Source organism: Paenibacillus tritici (assembly GCF_013204885.1).
Classification (GTDB): Bacteria; Bacillota; Bacilli; order Paenibacillales; family Paenibacillaceae; genus Paenibacillus_AQ; species Paenibacillus_AQ tritici.
In genome coordinates this window covers 53,199-67,601 of sequence record NZ_JABMKX010000011.1, presented here as the reverse complement: position 1 = coordinate 67,601, position 14,403 = coordinate 53,199, and the positions used below count along the sequence as shown (strand labels likewise).

The following is a 14,403-nucleotide window of genomic DNA, read 5'->3' as shown; positions in this document are numbered from 1 at the left end:
AGGCTTGTCAAAATAAATATTAGCCAATTGACAGTTAGTTAACTAATAGTTATTATTCTAATTGTTTAGATTACAAACACTTGGGAGGAATTCAAATGGAGAAGGTCACACAAAATGCTGCGTTAGAACAAGTTACGGCAATTACGAATATACGTATTTTTGATGGAAATCAAATTATTGCGCCAAGACATATTGTCGTTAAGGGGGAGTCCATAATATCAGTGGGCGGAGAGCTTCCGGCCGATGCAACGATTATTGATGGAGAAAATGCGACTCTATTGCCTGGTCTCGTTGATGCACATGTCCACACCTCGATCGGCGGATTACGAGATGCACTAAAATTTGGCGTGACGACTGAACTCGAAATGAACGGCGATTTTACTAAAAGAGGGCGCGAGATTCAGTTGAAAAATGTGAATGACGTCGCAGACGTCCGTTCTGCTGGCATGGCGATCACTGCTCCGGGCGGACACCCGGATGAATTATTGCCAGATGGAGATGAAATACCGGAATTCGTATTAAAGGAACTAGCGAAGTTATCAGAGGAAGACCGGGAATCGATGTTGGCCGCATACGCTCACGATCACGAAGAAATACCGCAAGTGACGACGGTGGAAGAAGCGGTTAAACATGTGCATACCCAAGTGGAGAATGGCGCCGACTATATTAAAATCATGATTGAAGAAGGAACGGTCATGGGTGTGCCCGGCCTGCCTGTACTAAGCGACGAGATTCTAAAAACAGCCGTGACAGAAGCCCACAAGTTCGATAAGCTGGTCATCGCCCACGTATTGACGGCTCTTTCATCGCAAGAGGCCATTGATCTAGGAGTCGACGGTTTGGGACACTTGTTTATCGACAGACCCGAGTATACGTCCAGGTTAGTAATGTCCATAGCGGCTTCAGGCGCTTTTGTTACACCGTGCTTAGTGTTGAATTCATCTATCATTGGAAATCCGGCTTCGGAATTGGCGAATGATCCTCGTGTTCATTCCAAACTAAGTTCGGATTGGATCGATATTTTGAATTCAAGCTTCAATACGTTTCCGCAAGGCAATATGGACAACAGCTTTAAAAATGTGATGGACCTACACCGTGCCGGAGTTGATATTCTGGTTGGGACGGATGTCGCGCCGGTCCCTGTTCCGAATCTTGGCGGCCTTGCTCATGGAGCCAGCGTCCATCATGAGATGCAATTGCTGGTGAAGGCCGGGTTCACTGCGATAGAAGCGCTTCAGTCAGCTACCGCAAAACCGGCCCGTTGCTTTGGTCTTAATGATCGCGGTCGTATTGCCGAAGGTGCACGCGCTGACCTTATTTTAGTAACCGGTGATCCGACAATCAACATCTCGGATACCTTGTCAATCAAATCCGTGTGGTTCAAGGGTGTGCAGCAACGAGATTAATTAGATTCATTGTCCCCGTTAACCATTTAAAACATTGACCGCCCTCGACATGCAAAGCGAATGATGAGGGTGATTATTTCCGGTATCCCTGTTTTCTTGAGTTCAGAAATGCTCAATATTATAGTTTGGAAAATTAAGGGTCATAATCGCAGCGAGTTCTAGTATAATGGGTTACAAGCGGGACCAAATTGGAGGTGGTTGTATGAGTGAAAGCGATATTAGTGATATTACCCCGATTATAAAATCAAAATTTAAAGGGAGATGCTTGCATGAGTTACAACCCCGAAATTCCAAGAACCCGGTATGATAACTACGGTGACCGTGAATGGACACGACTTGAAAAAGATGGGCATGGCGAGCTTTTGTACCAGGTGCATCTTGATATTTTGAAGCGTTATATTAAACTTTCCGATAAAGTTTTGGAGATTGGTGCAGGATCAGGAAGATATACCAAGGATCTTGTTCCCATGTGCGCTGAATTGACCGTTGCAGATCTGTCCAGTCATCAGATTGAGTTCAACAAGTCCAAAATGCGCGAGCTATCACTGATTGACAGAATACAGGCATACCATGTTTTAGATGTGCTGGATATGAGTGTTTTTGAAGATTCTTCTTTCGATGGTGTGGTCTGTATTGGCGGTGTAATCAATTATCTTTTGGACAAAGAGAAGGACGGAATACAAGAAATTCTCAGAGTCTTGAAACCGGATGGCGTATTAATTGTTGGGTCCATGAGTTTCATTGGCGCTTCACTCCATTATCTTGAAGGGATCAGGTATGAAAAGGACTTATTCGGGCTTGAAGCTACAAGGTGGATTATGGATACAGGTGTTCAGGATGAAGAGCATTATCCCGTGGAGAGCAAGCATTACGTTCATATGATGAGAAGCAGTGAAATGGATGCTTTATTTGCCCAGTTTCCTGTCACGGTTCAAGAGAGAAGCTCCGCTGGTTTATTTACGCAAGCAGGAGATTCTGCCTTAGATAACGCCCGCAACGACAAAGAATTCTGGAAGCTAATCGTCGAAAAAGAAATTGCGTTCACCAAATTACCTGGCACTCTTGATTGTGGAATGAATCTGATCTATGTGGTGCAAAAGTTATAGTTCCCGCCGTTCACCAAGAAGCAGCCGGTCCCTATAGGATCGGCTGCTTCTTGGTGAATTCCCATACTCGGCGAATTCAACCCTTTTCAAATCCATAATCCCGTTCAACCTTGCAAACCCTTGTTTTATAAGCGAGATACCAATCAGATTTCCCTTTGCTCTGGGCTACTAAATGTCGTTCGTTTTGTTTCCATTGGTGTATAGCTTCGAGAGAATCCCAATAAGACACAGTAATACCTACACCTTCCCTGGCACTTTCTACTCCGAGAAATCCAGGTTGGACGGATGCAAGCTTCTCCATTTCATCTGCCATTTCCGCATATTGGCTATCCCCATCTGTTCGTTCCGATGTAAAAATCACCGCGTAATAAGGTGTTTGTGGTGTTTTAGCAATCTCGCTCATGATTTCACCTCCGTTATTTGGGTATCGCTATATCTATTACGCCGGCGGCTGCTTCCACTGTTTGATTACGCTGAGCAGACCCGGAACATCGAGGCCGTCGAGTGAAAAGGCTTTGCGCAGCAGGTCATGCGGGATGAACTCATCGTATTTGCCGAGGTAAGGCGCCTCATCCGGGCCAAGCAGTGCAATGGCATCTGTGGACGCAGCCGTTTCGGCGATGATCTCCTCCTCCAGCTTCTCGGCATCCGCCTTGCCGGTGACTACCATATAGTACGGTTCCATCGGCACGACGGAACGCAGGCCAAGCGGACCCTTCAGATTGTTCTTCAGCAGGCGTTCCAGGGTGCGGAACTGGCGGCTGCCGGCCCAGGGAAGGATGAACATGGAGTCCCCTCCGGCAGGCAGAACCGAACGCGTCAGCAGTCCGCTCTCCTTGGCGAGCCTCCGGGCCCGCTCCAACCTAGCGGCCGCGCTTGGCGCAAGGTAGGGATACAAGGCCGTGGACCCGAGGACCTCGCGGATCTTCGTCATGATTCTGGTGTGGACATCCCCGCCTGCACCCAGCCATAAGGTATCCACTTTGCCGCGTGAGCCTTTGACATAGACGGCCTTGTGGCGGTTATCCACCTCTTCGACCTTCCACAGCTTGCCTGCCAGTGTGAAGCAGTAGCCTGGAGGAGGCACTGTGGTAATGGACCCGATCTCCTCTGTGCCGTTGTAGACTACATGCTCTTCGTCGTCTTTGAATACCGCATAGAAACGGAAGTTATTGACGATCTTCTCCCCCGCCATGCCGATCAGCAGGCTGCCCTCATCCATCTTCTCAATATGGCCCATGCCCTGCATATATTCCATGAAGTCATCATAATCAGCAGAGTCGATACTCCGGAAGGATGGCAGGCTCAGCACGGCCTCCTTGAGCTCCTCCGGTTCCGCTTCCCCCATACTCTTCAGGATGCTCATCGTCTGATGATACAAAAGCCCGACCGGCAGCTGGCGCACAACCAGCGGCTCCACCCATTTCTCGCGCACATACAGCTCGATTACGGCAATGGCCCGCAGCAGCGTCCACGGCATCCGCGCAGGCAGCTGCGCCTCCTCGTCCTCCTCCTCGGGCGTGACGAAGATCATCTCGGAGGCGGCGTCTCCGCGCCTGCCCGAGCGGCCCAGCCGCTGCACGAAGCTCGCGCAGCTGTAAGGCGCGCCGAGCTGGAGCACCCGCTCCAGCTCGCCCAGGTCAATCCCCAGCTCCAGCGTTAACGTCGCTGCAGCCACAGCAGGCCCCGCACCCTGGCGGAGCGCGGCCTCCGTCTCTTCGCGCAGCATAGCCGAGATGCTTCCATGATGCACATGGAAGACATCCCGCTCGCCGCGCTTCGCGGCAATACGCCGCATCTCCAGAATCGCCTCCTCGGCGTCGGTGCGGCTGTTCGTGAAGATGAGCGCCTTCTTCACATGCGTATGATCATAGATGAAGCCGTAATACGCCTGCCGCGCCCGCTCCAGGTGTTCGGCCTGCACCTCGTCCCGCGCATCCGGGAACGAGAAATGCTCCACGCTCAGCCGCAGCTTACGCCCGCCCTGCGGGGCGCTGACCTCTACGCTCTCACGAGTACCCGCTGCCAGCCATTCCGTGACGGAGGCATAGTCGCTCAGTGTCGCCGAGAGGCCGATCCGCCGCGGATGGCAGCCCGCCATCCGCGAGATCCGCGCCAGCTGGCTTAGCACCTGAATGCCGCGGTCCGCACCCATGAAGGCATGAACTTCATCAATGACGATGAAGCGCAGATCATGGAACAGGGCCGGAATGGCATTCGGGCGGTTCATCAGCAGACCCTCCAGCGATTCCGGCGTAATCTGCAGCACCCCGGAAGGGTTCTGCATCAGCCTGGTTTTGTCCGCCTGCGGCACATCGCCATGCCAGTGCCAGACCGGGATATTCCCTTCACGCAGCAGGTCATTCAACCGTGTGAACTGATCGTTAATCAGCGCCTTCAGCGGCGCGATATATAGAATACCTACCGAGGCAGACGGACGCTCATATAGCTCCGTGAGCGCAGGGAAGAAGGCCGCTTCGGTCTTGCCCGAAGCGGTTCCTGAAGCAATCAGCAGATGATGCGGCGTATCGAACAGTACGCGGCAGGCATCGACCTGGGCCTCGCGCAGCGTATCCCAGCGGTTCTTGTAGATGAATTCCTTGATGAACGGGGCCAGCCGGTAGAACGGGTTATCGCTCATAGATCGAACTCCGCCAGGAACCCGTCCAGCTCATTCTGCTCCGGCTCGGCAGGCCGCGAAGTCCGTTCTCCGACGAGCTTCTCGAATGAAATCTCCGGGTGCTGGTGCAGGGTATGCAGCAGATCCATGAAGTCGCGCACCACCTCACGCGCGGTCAGCAGCTCATCGGCACCCAGCCGGTTAACCGCCTCTTCCATGAAATGCACCAGCTGCTCCTGCGTCAGTCTAGCTTCGTATCCGTAGTGAAGTGCATGGATATCCCGCAGCTTCTGGAGCAAGATCAGGATCTCCTCATGGGAGAGCATGTGAAGCGTGATAATCGGCCCTGTGAAGTTGTTCAGTCCGCTACCTGCATACCGCCCGGCCACCAGCCGGGAGCGCAGGGCTTCATAGCTGAACAATCCGCGCCGGTGGTCCTCGACGAACTGCGGGGTGCCGCCGACGAAGATGCCCAGCCGCTCAGCCTTGCCCTGCATCGTATCGTTGAACATGGTCAGCAGCTTCTCATAATTGCTCTGCCGCGAGATGCTGTTCGTAATCTTGTAGAGGTTCACCCCTTCATCTATGAACAACAGCAAGCCTTTATAGCCGATGGTTCCGGTGAATTCCGCCCATAGCTTCATATAGTCATACCAGTTGTCATCGTCGATAATAACCCCAACGCCGAGCGCCTTCCGCGCTTCCGTACGGGTAGAGAATTCTCCCCGCAGCCAGCGCAGGGAATCCTGCTTCAGCCCGTCATCGGCCAGCTTATGCCCGTTCCAGTAGGAGGCCAGCACCTTGGCGAAGTCGAAGCCGTGCACCAGCCCGCGCATCTCGGAGGCCACAGCGTAGATCCGCTGCCCGACCTCTTCACCAAGCTCCGGCGCGTCAGGCCCATAGCCCTTCTCCTGCATCACGGCCTGCTGCAGGGTCATGATCCACTTCTGCAGGATAATCTCCAGCGCCCCTCCATCCGGGCGTGTCCGGGTCGAGAGATGGCTCATCAGCTCGCGGTAGGTGGCAAGCCCCTGGCCCTTCGTGCCGACCAGCCGCCGCTCCGGCGACAGGTCGGCATCTGCTACCACGAAATCACGGTCCATTGCATAATTGCGGATGATCTGCAGCAGGAAGCTTTTACCGCTGCCGAATTTGCCTGTAATCAGCTTGAAAGCGGCTCCCCCGTCGGCGATATTATCCATATCGCGGAGAATCGCCTCCACCTCCGGCCGGCGGCCGACGGCAATATGTTCAAGACCGATCCGCGGTACTACTCCCGCTGTCAGCGAGTTGACGAGCGCGGTGGTCATCCGTTTCGGTATTTTGAGTGCGTTCATTCCGAATTTCACCTCTTTAGATAGTCCAGCATGGATAGGCATTCTTCAGTCAATTCTTCACCGTCAATGATGAGATCTCCCAGGCTGTCCATGGCAAGCTCATTAATCTCGTCGAACAGCAGCACCGCCATAGTTCCGGCGCCTGCGGCCAGCCGCTGCGCCTTCAAGAGGCCATCTTCCCCGGCCAGGGCAAGCACCACTTCACGTTGAAGCGGGGTCAGTTCAGAAGCGAAGAGTGTCCAGCTGTCCGCTTCACCATCAGAGGCAGGCAACAGCCGCTGCCCGGCAGAACTGTCCGGAGATTCATCTGGCTGGACTTGCCTTTCAGGGCTCTGTCTCTCCTCACCAGCCATACGGCCCGCCTGCTCTTCAGCTTGTCCAAGTGCCTCTGTATCACTTCCGGTAACGGCTGACGCTGACTCAGCTCCTTTATACTCCCCTAGAGCCTCAGTTCCCCAGTCCGCTTCATCTTCAAGACCCGGATCCCCGGTCTCTTCCACTGTGAGCAGGGAACGCACAACCTCGGAATCGCTCTCCAGCTGCTCCAGCTTCCGCTGGTCAATGACCACCGCCGGACCCTTCTCTTCCTGCTCCGCCTTACGGAATTCACGCTGCAGGAACCGGGTGACGAGATCCTCCATGTCGGCATCGACTCTCACATCCTTGAGCCTTCCCCGGTACCCCATTAGCGCCCGCAGCTTGTTCTCGGTCAGCCGGAACAGGCGGGTAATCAGGCTGCGCAGCGGCGGGGATTTGCTGACCCGGATGACAGGCACAAGAACAGAATAGCCATACAGGGAGATATCATATACGGCGCTGCGGAATAAATACCGCTCACGGACCACCGGTGGGCCGGGAGGGAACATTGTAAGCAGATTCGAGCCGTGCTTCCGTGCGACATAAGCATCAATTAAGGCTACAACCTGGGGGATGTAACGGTCCGCAGCCCGTTTGCCTTCACCGGTATAGAACTTCGACTTGCTGATATCATAGTCTGACATCACACTCAGGACCTCTATGCTGAGCTGCTCCGGAGCAGCCGACAGGCAGCGGACAAGCTCCAGCTCCGCGAGATCCCCCGCCAGCCCGCGTGAACGGGCCACAATCTCCGAGAGCGGGATATCCAGCTTATGGACAAAAGAGAAATCCGCAATCCATCCGCCCAGGTACTGATCCAGGCGCTTATACTTGTCGCGGTAGGCTTCCCACAGCAAGCAGAGCTGACGGCAGCCCTCCGCAGGCTCATCCCAGCCCACACCATTAATCAGCTCATAGATATGCAGGAAGATATAAGAGAGATCTGTCTGCGGGTATCTCCCTTGCCGGACTTCATCCCGCCAGAAGAAATACCACCTGCTCTGCGCGCCAGTCATATGCCCGTAGGTCGGCCAATAGCTTTTGAACGGGACGAACAGCGCCGCAGGCTCCTTACGCTCCACAAGCTCATGGGCACGCTGGACGAACTGGCTCTCTGTCGTGGTAACCGGCTCCGCAGTCTCTTCCATATCCCATAGCTGAAGCTGCACGGTTCCGTATTGGGAAGGTTTCTTCTTGCCCGGATCTGCCGGAGGCTTCGGGTTAACCGCATCTGCGGAACTGCGCGGCGGAATCGCCATATTCTGCTCCGTACTCTCCCAGACCAGCTCCGAGAAATGCAGACCCTGCCTGTCTTTAGCCATACTTACCCGCTCCATTAGTGTGTCATTATAATTTGTACCATTATACCATATGCCCTATCCGGCAATGCAGCCGTCTCTGATCGTTCTCCCGTTATCATCGGGAAAAAGACCTTGAGAGACCGGCTCCTCAAGATCTTGGAATAGACCGTCTGTCACCGCACCGCATCATGACGGGCAATGAGAACGTTCGTTTGTGTCTCCATAAGAATATACTATACTCACCCTGCGGGCTGCAATAGCAGAGTAAAGGATGCCCTGCGTGCTGAGGCTTTCCCGTCAGTGCTTCAGAAATTCCGCCGGGCTGCGCCCGGTGCTTAATCGTGATGCCGGGATTCTTCTCCTCGGACCGCTTGATCATCTTGGTGGTCAGATCATGGCGGGTCTGTGAGCCCCACCAGGTCATACGCAGCTCAACCGCAGATGCCGAGCCCTCCGTCTTGGCTGTGGCTTCAGTCCCTTGCGGTGAATTCGCCCCACTGGACGAACATGACAAGCCCCTTTATCCTTTTGATTGTCATCTGTTGCCTCCTCATCATTTTCTCCCGTGCGATTCACACGAAAGTAAGCGGTTACATCACTGATTATACGGATGCCTTGCCATAGGGTAAATCCAGAAAAGTAAGGTGTTATATCAAATAAGTAAGGCAAAAGCCAGCCGGATTCTTCCGGCTGGCCCGATAAAACAGCTCTATTTCACTAACTGCCTACTGTAATTCCAATCCCTTCGTTTCCTTCCCCAGGAACAGCACCGCCAGTGCGCCGACCACAATCGTCCCGAAGAATATCATGAAGATGGAGCCGATCCCGACCGAATTGCCGACCATTACGCCGACCAGCGTAGGCGCGATAATGCCCCCGATCCGTCCGAAGGAGGTGGCGAGTCCGGCCCCTGTCGAGCGGATGGTGGTCGGATACAACTCAGGCGTATAGGCGTACATCCCGCCCCAGGCTCCCAGATTGAAGAAGGACAGACAGATCCCGGCGGCCATCAGCATGCCTTCGGTGCTGGAATTCCCAAACCACGCCGCGCTGACCGCTGTCAGCAGCAGGTAGATGACGAGCACGAACTTGCGGCCGAATTTCTCGATGAAATAGGCGGCGGTGAAGTATCCCGGAAGCTGGGCGAGTGTCATGATCAGCACGTACTCGAAGCTTTTGACCAGACTGAAGCCCTTAAGCACCATCACCGTCGGCAGCCACAGGAACATTCCATAATAAGAGAACACCACGGTGAACCACAGAATCCATAGCATGATGGTCGAGCGGCGGTATTCTGCGGACCAGACAGCCGCCACACGCGCCTTCAGCGGCACCGGAGGAGCCTTCTTGATCTCCGCGAACTTCGGGGAGTCATCAATCGCCTTGCGCAGATAGAGCGCGTATAGCGCCGGTACCGCGCCAATGGCGAAGGCAATCCTCCAGCCGTAATCCGGAATGACGAAATAAGCGATCAGCGCTGACAGAATCCAGCCTAACGCCCAGAAGCTCTCCAGCAGCACAACGGCCCTTCCTCTTTCTTGTACCGGCATACTCTCGGATACCAGAGTTGAAGCTACCGGCAGCTCCCCGCCCAGTCCGAAGCCGGCAATGAAGCGCAGCACACACAGTACAGCATAACCTGCGGCGAAGGCGGATAGCCCGCTTGCTACGGAGAAGATGAGCAGCGTCCACAGCAGCACGGATTTGCGTCCGAAGCGGTCCGCCAGAATCCCGGCGGCTGCCGCACCTACCGCCATTCCCACCGAGTTGATACTGGTTAAATATCCGATCTTCTCTGGTCCCAGCGACCATTCCTTGGCTAATGCAGCCACGACAAAAGAGATCATCCCGACATCCATGGCGTCGAACATCCAGCTAAGCCCTGCACTGAACAGCAGCTTTCTCTGCTTCCGATTCTGCAGCAGCGACATTTGATTGAACATGACTTAAGGCCCCTCTCCCCTAATTCCCGAATCCTGCAACCTCGGACTAGTTTCTCTTACACATTCTAGAATCGGATGGTTCAAAAATCAAGGAATAACACCGCATTGAAATATTGGCGGGCCATCGCCTGAAAATAACAGGTCTGCACCGAAATTGCAGCGATCAGCAGCATATTCTGCACTGCATCCCGCTGCGCTCTGCTCAGGTGGCCCAGCCGTTTCATCATTCCGTCCATGGCCGACTTGATGGCGCTGTCGGACTTCCATAAATATTCCTTCGGATTGCCGGAGAGAGCCTGTCCTTGTGCAGGAATCGGGGAACGGGTCTTAATCTCCTCGAACAGCTCTGCGTACCCGTGATACAGCTGTGCCGGCTCAACGAGGTCATCATCATCCCGATCCGGCACCAGGAACAGCACACGGAAGAGCTGGCGGATGCTCTCGAAATCAAGCGCGGCCTTAAGGTCATCAATTATAAATAGGATGGCCGCCTGATTAATAGAATATTTCTTGCCCTCGCGCGGGGCACCGAGATATTCCTTGAAATCACGCTTCACCCAGTTCTGCATAGCGGAGACAGACAACGTGGAATACTCAATCAGACTGCCCAGCGAAGCAATTTCGCCAAGCGACAGCCCTTTGACGCCGCCGCCTTTGATCAGCTTTTGCAGGATCGGGGGAATATCTGTAGACAGAAATGCGGGCAGCGACGTTCCCTTCCGCACCTCTTCCCGGTGGAATTTGGTCCAGGCTTCCTGCAGAATATGGAGCGGCTTCCGCTCCGAGTCTGGACTTAGAGACAGTAAGAGTCCGGACATTTCTATCCGGCTTAGTGTAAAAGCTTCCATAGCTGGCAACCCTCCACATTTGATATTTCATTGAAAAGTTCGTACAATAGGTTCATATGAACTCATAATATGAGTATAACCTATTTTAGGAACGAAAGGGATGGTAAAGATTATATGGGTATAGGACTTAGTTTGACGCTCGTGGCAATTTTGATTATTTTAACCGCATTTTTTGTAGCAACGGAATTTGCAGTAGTGAGATTACGGGGAAGCCAGGTCAGTCAGATGGTACTCGACGGGAAGAAGAATGCGCTAGCGGTACAGCGGGTGTCTGCTAACCTCGACGGATATTTGTCAGCCTGTCAGCTTGGGATCACCATTACTGCACTCGGAATCGGGGCTTTGGCAGAGCCTGCGTTTGAGCAGATGCTGATGCCATTGTTCGACCTTACGAACCTGAGTCACAGCGTTAGCGAGCCTATTGCGTTTGCACTGGCCTTCATTATCGCCACATTCCTGCATGTCGTTGTCGGTGAACTTGCGCCGAAGACAGCCGCTATCAACATTCCGGAGAAAATTGGTCAGATTACCGCACCGCTGATTATTTGGTTCTACAGAATATTGTACCCTTTGATTTGGATCATGAACGGTTCCGCCAACCTGCTCGTCCGTATGTTCGGAATGAAGCCGGCCAGTGAACATGGCGACGCCCACAGTGAAGACGAGATTCGCCTGATCCTGTCCGAGAGCTACGAGAGCGGCAAAATCAACAAAGCGGAATATGGTTATGTTAACCGGATTTTCACCTTTGATGAAATGCTCGCCAAGGAAATTATGGTTCCCCGGACAGATATGGTCTGCCTGTTCACCGACCACTCGCTGCTGGAGAACATTGCGATTATCCGCAAGGAGCAGTATACGCGGTTCCCTGTTGCCGACGGCAGCAAAGATAATATCATCGGTATGATCAATACCAAGCAGCTCTACCTGCAATACGACAACAACCCGGATTTCGATTTCAAAAGCCTGATCCTTCCTATTCTTACTGTATCTGAAGTTACGCCGGTGAAGACCCTGTTAACCCGTATGCAGAAGGAGCGTGTCCATATCGCCCTGCTGCTCGATGAATACGGCGGTACTTCCGGCCTGATCACGATTGAGGACATCCTGGAAGAGATCGTCGGTGAGATCCGCGATGAGTTCGACGGGGATGAACGCAGGAATGTGGAGAAGCTGAGCGAGACCCATTATCTGTTCGACGGCAACGTGTCTCTCCTGGAGATCAAGGATCTCACCAAGCTTGATTTCCACGATGAGGAAGTCACCACCATCGGAGGATGGCTGTACAGCCATCTGGAGGAGCCGGTTGTCGGCAAAAGTCTCACCTATGAGCATGTCACACTGACTGTGCGCGAGATGAACCGCCACCGTATCCGTAAGGTGGAGATCGAGATTGATCTTTCGTCCGATGATTCTGATATACAGAACAACATATAACCGCTTATATTTAGACAAAGGGCGCTCCCCGGTAATTACCGGGAGGCGCCCTTTTTGCTGAACTTTCGCGGATATTGCAGTATAGTTAATGCAGTTAAACATCATTAATTAATGTGATTAACAATTATAATTAACCTAGTTAATTAAGTGATTAATCGGCAGATCATCAGCACATTTCCGTCCGGGTCCTTGAAGTTGAACCAGTGGTCATTTTCAATATCCGTAAGGATCTCCGCCCCGCTGGCTTTGACAAAATCATAAGCGGCGTCGATATCCTCTGTGAGCAGATGGAAGGATGGTACCTTCAGTACGGCTTCGGCTGTGAAAATTTTGCTGTCCAGTACGATTCCCGGCCCCTGCATCGGCACCTCATACAAATGTCCGAATAACACTTCGCCGTCCATCGGCAGTCCGAGCAGACCACAATACCAGTTCTTGGATCTTTCGATATCACTAACCGGGATGAAGACCGCGCCAATCTGATTCCTTATGGGACTTGTCACAGCAAGTAGAGCCTCCTCTATAAGTGCAAGTAGTAGGTACAGCCTTTAACCATTTCGATAAAATATGTCAATTTCCTGCCTGTTTGGTGACGGGAATATAAGTTATGCTATAATCTTGTCAGATCCTATCCCTATTGTCAGGAGAATGAACTTGGCTAACCTTTTCTTTGGGCATTTGAAGCTGACGCCGCCCAAAATACTGTCACTAGGCTTTGTACTGCTGATCGCTGCCGGCACCCTGCTGTTATCCCTGCCTGCGGCTTCTACCGGCGGAAGAATCTCGTTCGTTGATGCGCTATTCATGGCAACCTCTGCGACCTGTGTAACCGGACTTGCCGTCATTGATACGGGAACGCAGCTCTCGACCTTTGGGCAGGTCGTGCTGCTGGTCCTGTTCCAGTTCGGCGGTCTTGGGTTCGTAACGATGGCTACGCTGATTACGCTGGTGCTGAACAAGCGGATCTCCTTGAAGGAGCGTCTGCTGCTGCAGGAGTCCATGAACCAGAATTCCATGCAGGGCATTGTGAAGCTGATCCGCCGGGTGCTTATCTATTCACTGGTGATCCAGTTGACCGGAGCCATTCTGCTGGCCGCCAGATTTATAGTAGATATGCCTTTAGGCAAAGCAGCGTATTACGGAATATTCCATAGTATTTCGATTTTCAACAACGCAGGCTTCGACCTGTTCGGCGACGTTCACGGGCCTTTCAGCGGATTAACCCGCTATGTGGAAGATCCTATTGTGAATATTACCTCCATGCTCCTGATTTTCCTCGGCGGTATCGGCTTCATTGTATTATCGGATGTTATAGATTTCCCCAAGCGCAAGCGGCTGACACTTCACTCCAAGGTGGTACTTACCACTTCCGCTGCGCTCATTCTCATCGGTGCGGTTATCTTCTTCTGGCTTGAATGGAACGCTACGCTGAAGCCGCTTCATGCCGGTGGTAAGATTATGGCCTCATTCCTTCAGGCCATTACACCCCGTTCAGGAGGCGTAACCACCATCGAGATTCCGCTGCTGCGGGAATCGACACAATTCCTGATGATTCTGCTGATGTTCATCGGGGCCGCTCCCGGCTCCACCGGCGGCGGGATCAAGATTACCACCTTTGCCATTCTGGCCAGCACCGCTTACGCCAAGCTCCGGGGCAAAGAAGATATCGTAATGTTCCGCCACCGGATCTCGAAGGAGAATGTCTACAGGGCCATAACGATGACGCTATTGTCCCTGATGCTGGTGGTCATCTCCACCATGCTCCTGTCTGTAACGGAAAGTGCCGACTTCCTGAGCGTCTTGTTCGAGGCCGTATCCGCCTTCGGCACCTCAGGCATCACGATGGGACTGACCACAGAGCTTACCACCATCGGCAAGGTGCTGGTGATTATTCTAATGTTCGTCGGCCGGACAGGACCGCTTACACTGGCCTATGCCCTCAAACCGAAGAACAGTAAGGAGCTGTACCGGTATCCAGAAGGTAATATTACCATCGGTTAAGGAGAGCAGAACCTGTGAGCAAGTAGCACTAGAAGGATGAGTTATCG

General features: G+C 53.1%; 12 protein-coding genes. 4 read left to right on the top strand and 8 right to left on the bottom strand.

What is annotated here, in order from left to right; all coding sequences use genetic code 11:
• Positions 1-95 precede the first annotated feature (95 nt).
• Together HQN87_RS20195 and HQN87_RS20190 are read left to right on the top strand one after the other, a co-directional pair.
• Positions 96-1,406, top strand: a complete 1,311-nt coding sequence (locus tag HQN87_RS20195) for an amidohydrolase family protein (RefSeq protein ID WP_173137025.1) — start codon at positions 96-98, stop codon at positions 1,404-1,406.
• 269 nt (positions 1,407-1,675) lie between these two features.
• Positions 1,676-2,512: a class I SAM-dependent methyltransferase gene (locus HQN87_RS20190; RefSeq protein ID WP_173137023.1), complete on the top strand. Its 837-nt coding sequence runs from the start codon at positions 1,676-1,678 to the stop codon at positions 2,510-2,512.
• A gap of 76 nt (positions 2,513-2,588) precedes the next feature.
• On the opposite strand, the gene HQN87_RS20185 is transcribed toward HQN87_RS20190, so the two are convergent.
• The 7 genes from HQN87_RS20185 to HQN87_RS20155 all read right to left on the bottom strand — a co-directional run bounded on the left by HQN87_RS20185 (position 2,589) and on the right by HQN87_RS20155 (position 10,918).
• Positions 2,589-2,915 carry an antibiotic biosynthesis monooxygenase family protein gene (locus HQN87_RS20185; RefSeq protein ID WP_173137022.1) on the bottom strand — a complete coding sequence of 109 codons (327 nt, stop codon included), beginning with the start codon at positions 2,913-2,915 and terminating at the stop codon, positions 2,589-2,591.
• Between the two features lie 36 nt (positions 2,916-2,951).
• A complete protein-coding gene (locus HQN87_RS20180; protein WP_173137021.1) occupies positions 2,952-5,153 on the bottom strand; it encodes a DEAD/DEAH box helicase in 2,202 nt (733 codons plus the stop codon).
• On the bottom strand, positions 5,150-6,469 hold the full coding sequence (locus HQN87_RS20175; RefSeq protein ID WP_173137020.1) for an ATP-binding protein: 1,320 nt from the start codon (positions 6,467-6,469) through the stop codon (positions 5,150-5,152). The genes HQN87_RS20180 and HQN87_RS20175 overlap by 4 nt, the downstream gene beginning before the upstream one ends.
• An 8-nt stretch (positions 6,470-6,477) precedes the next feature.
• The gene (locus HQN87_RS20170; RefSeq protein ID WP_173137019.1) at positions 6,478-8,148 is read right to left on the bottom strand and encodes a TerB N-terminal domain-containing protein; all 1,671 of its coding nucleotides are present in this window, start codon (positions 8,146-8,148) and stop codon (positions 6,478-6,480) included.
• A gap of 127 nt (positions 8,149-8,275) precedes the next feature.
• Complete coding sequence (locus tag HQN87_RS20165; RefSeq protein ID WP_173137018.1) at positions 8,276-8,641, bottom strand: hypothetical protein; 366 nt, start codon at positions 8,639-8,641, stop codon at positions 8,276-8,278.
• A 211-nt stretch (positions 8,642-8,852) separates the two neighbouring features.
• Positions 8,853-10,070, bottom strand: a complete 1,218-nt coding sequence (locus tag HQN87_RS20160; protein ID WP_254075580.1) for an MFS transporter — start codon at positions 10,068-10,070, stop codon at positions 8,853-8,855.
• Positions 10,071-10,150: 80 nt separating this feature from the next.
• The gene (locus tag HQN87_RS20155) at positions 10,151-10,918 is read right to left on the bottom strand and encodes a DUF1836 domain-containing protein (RefSeq protein ID WP_173137017.1); all 768 of its coding nucleotides are present in this window, start codon (positions 10,916-10,918) and stop codon (positions 10,151-10,153) included.
• Between the two features lie 114 nt (positions 10,919-11,032).
• Here HQN87_RS20155 and HQN87_RS20150 point away from each other — a divergent pair, with 114 nt between their 5' ends.
• Positions 11,033-12,355 (top strand): hemolysin family protein, encoded by a 1,323-nt coding sequence (locus HQN87_RS20150; RefSeq protein WP_173137015.1) that lies wholly within the window; start codon positions 11,033-11,035, stop codon positions 12,353-12,355.
• Between the two features lie 143 nt (positions 12,356-12,498).
• Here the strand turns inward: HQN87_RS20150 and HQN87_RS20145 are convergent, their stop codons facing one another.
• On the bottom strand, positions 12,499-12,858 hold the full coding sequence (locus HQN87_RS20145; protein WP_173137014.1) for a VOC family protein: 360 nt from the start codon (positions 12,856-12,858) through the stop codon (positions 12,499-12,501).
• 145 nt (positions 12,859-13,003) lie between these two features.
• Between HQN87_RS20145 and HQN87_RS20140 the strand changes: the two genes are divergently transcribed.
• Positions 13,004-14,356 (top strand): TrkH family potassium uptake protein, encoded by a 1,353-nt coding sequence (locus tag HQN87_RS20140; protein WP_173137012.1) that lies wholly within the window; start codon positions 13,004-13,006, stop codon positions 14,354-14,356.
• Positions 14,357-14,403: the final 47 nt, after the last annotated feature.

Bases quoted from the DNA above. Each gene is read 5' to 3' on its own strand.
- HQN87_RS20195 (WP_173137025.1), top strand. From the start codon at position 96: ATGGAGAAGGTCACACAAAATGCTGCGTTAGAACAAGTTACGGCAATT.
- HQN87_RS20190 (WP_173137023.1), top strand. From the start codon at position 1,676: ATGAGTTACAACCCCGAAATTCCAAGAACCCGGTATGATAACTACGGT.
- HQN87_RS20185 (WP_173137022.1), bottom strand. From the start codon at position 2,915: ATGAGCGAGATTGCTAAAACACCACAAACACCTTATTACGCGGTGATT.
- HQN87_RS20180 (WP_173137021.1), bottom strand. From the start codon at position 5,153: ATGAGCGATAACCCGTTCTACCGGCTGGCCCCGTTCATCAAGGAATTC.
- HQN87_RS20175 (WP_173137020.1), bottom strand. From the start codon at position 6,469: ATGAACGCACTCAAAATACCGAAACGGATGACCACCGCGCTCGTCAAC.
- HQN87_RS20170 (WP_173137019.1), bottom strand. From the start codon at position 8,148: ATGGCTAAAGACAGGCAGGGTCTGCATTTCTCGGAGCTGGTCTGGGAG.
- HQN87_RS20160 (WP_254075580.1), bottom strand. From the start codon at position 10,070: ATGTTCAATCAAATGTCGCTGCTGCAGAATCGGAAGCAGAGAAAGCTG.
- HQN87_RS20155 (WP_173137017.1), bottom strand. From the start codon at position 10,918: ATGGAAGCTTTTACACTAAGCCGGATAGAAATGTCCGGACTCTTACTG.
- HQN87_RS20150 (WP_173137015.1), top strand. From the start codon at position 11,033: ATGGGTATAGGACTTAGTTTGACGCTCGTGGCAATTTTGATTATTTTA.
- HQN87_RS20140 (WP_173137012.1), top strand. From the start codon at position 13,004: ATGAACTTGGCTAACCTTTTCTTTGGGCATTTGAAGCTGACGCCGCCC.